Genomic DNA, 1,851 nt, shown 5'->3' on the forward strand with positions numbered 1-1,851 from the left:
TTCTTCTTCTGAACGGTGGAAAGGCTTTCGCCCATTCTCATGGTCGCCTGAACGATACGCTGCATGACGCCGCCCTTGCGCTCCTGTCGAACGCGGGTTTCAATACGCGCCAGACAAAGATCGATGCCGGGTATGACATTCAGGCTGAAGTCGAGAATATTCAGTGGGCAAATCTGGTCATCTACCAGATGCCGGGTTGGTGGATGGGCGCGCCGTGGACGGTCAAGAAGTATGTTGACCAAGTCTTCACCGCCGGTCATGGCACGCTTTATGCCAATGATGGGCGCAGCCGGTCGCATCCTGAGCGCAAGTATGGGTCTGGCGGCCTGCTGCAGGGGAAGCATTACATGCTTTCCCTGACATGGAACGCTCCGAAAGAAGCCTTTGTCGATCCAGACCAGTTCTTTGAAGGGAAGGGGATTGATGCGGTCTATTTCCCTTTCCACAAGGCCAACCAGTTTCTGGGCATGGCGCCGCTTGCAACGTATCTAGCGTCAAACGTTATGAAGGAACCGGCGATTGATCGGACCGTCGCGCGCTACCGTGCCCATCTTGCAGACGTTCTTGGCTTTGTGCTGCCAGAAGGCGGCGTTGTATCATAGCACGGATTACAGGGTTTTTCCGGGTAACATGGAACCGAGAGAGTAACATGAAGACATGGATACGTTGGGGCAGCGCCGGAGTGGTCAGCCTGGCAGTGCTGGGTGCAGCGACATGGGAACTCGTCCTGCGTCCGGAAAGCGCATCCCTTCCCGTGACGGCAGGAACAGGCCCGCACCCTGAACTGCCGCAGCCCAACCATACCCTGTTTCCGACTGTCAATGTCGCGACGCCCGTGGGCTGGGCAGACGGGCAGACGCCCGTACCCGCTCAGGGGCTGGCGGTTACGCCCTATGCGAAGGGGCTCGACCATCCCCGATGGCTTTATCGGTTACCCAATGGCGATATTCTGGTGGCCGAGAGCAATTCGCCCAAAACGGATGTCCAGACACTCAAAAATCGCATTGCGGGGTTCGTGATGGGCAAGGTTGGCGCGGGGAAGGCCAGCCCGAACCGGATCATCCTGTTGCGCGACACCAAGGGCGATGGGTCAGCGGATACCCGCACGGTGTTTCTCGACCATCTCTATTCGCCCTTCGGCATGGCGCTGGTGGGGAATGATCTCTATGTCGCCAACGCCAATACCATTCTCCGCTTTCCCTATCATGACGGTGACACGCGGATTGATGCGCCAGGCACCAAGGTCACGGATCTGCCAGCAGGCTACAACCATCACTGGACAAAAAACCTGCTTGCCAGCCCGGATGGCCGTTTTTTGTATGTGACCATCGGGTCCAACAGCAATGTTGCCGATAACGGGATGGACGTCGAAGAGGGACGGGCCCGGATCGACCGGCTCGATCTGAGCACGGGAAAGCTGACGCCCTATGCGACGGGGCTGCGCAACCCGAACGGGCTGGCTTTTGAGCCGGAGAGCGGTGCCCTGTGGGTGGTGGTCAACGAGCGCGATGAAATCGGTAGCGACCTCGTCCCCGACTACATTACCTCGGTCAAGGAAGGCGCATTCTATGGCTGGCCTTACAGCTATTATGGCCAGCACGTTGACACACGGGTCTCGCCGCAGCGACCGGACCTCGTCGCGCAGGCGATCGCGCCGGATTATGCGCTTGGCCCGCATACGGCCTCCCTTGGCATCACCTTCTCTCAGGATGTCACCCAGCTTCCGGACGCCTGGCGCCATGGACTGTTCGTCGCACAGCATGGATCGTGGAACCGGCGGCCCAAGAGTGGCTACAAGGTCATCTATGTGCCGTTTGCCGATGGGAAGCCGTCCGGCACGCCGGTTGATGT

At 59.1% G+C, this 1,851-nt stretch carries 2 protein-coding genes; both read left to right on the forward strand.

Going from position 1 to position 1,851, the window contains the following annotated elements; all coding sequences use genetic code 11:
- The coding region (locus GEU01_RS21300) for an NAD(P)H-dependent oxidoreductase (RefSeq protein WP_019087617.1) at positions 1-602 on the forward strand (602 nt) is incomplete at its 5' end.
- A 47-nt stretch (positions 603-649) separates the two neighbouring features.
- The coding region (locus GEU01_RS21305) for a PQQ-dependent sugar dehydrogenase (RefSeq protein ID WP_042711020.1) at positions 650-1,851 on the forward strand (1,202 nt) is incomplete at its 3' end.

Source organism: Komagataeibacter europaeus LMG 18890, from assembly GCF_000285295.1.
Lineage (GTDB): Bacteria > Pseudomonadota > Alphaproteobacteria > Acetobacterales > Acetobacteraceae > Komagataeibacter > Komagataeibacter europaeus.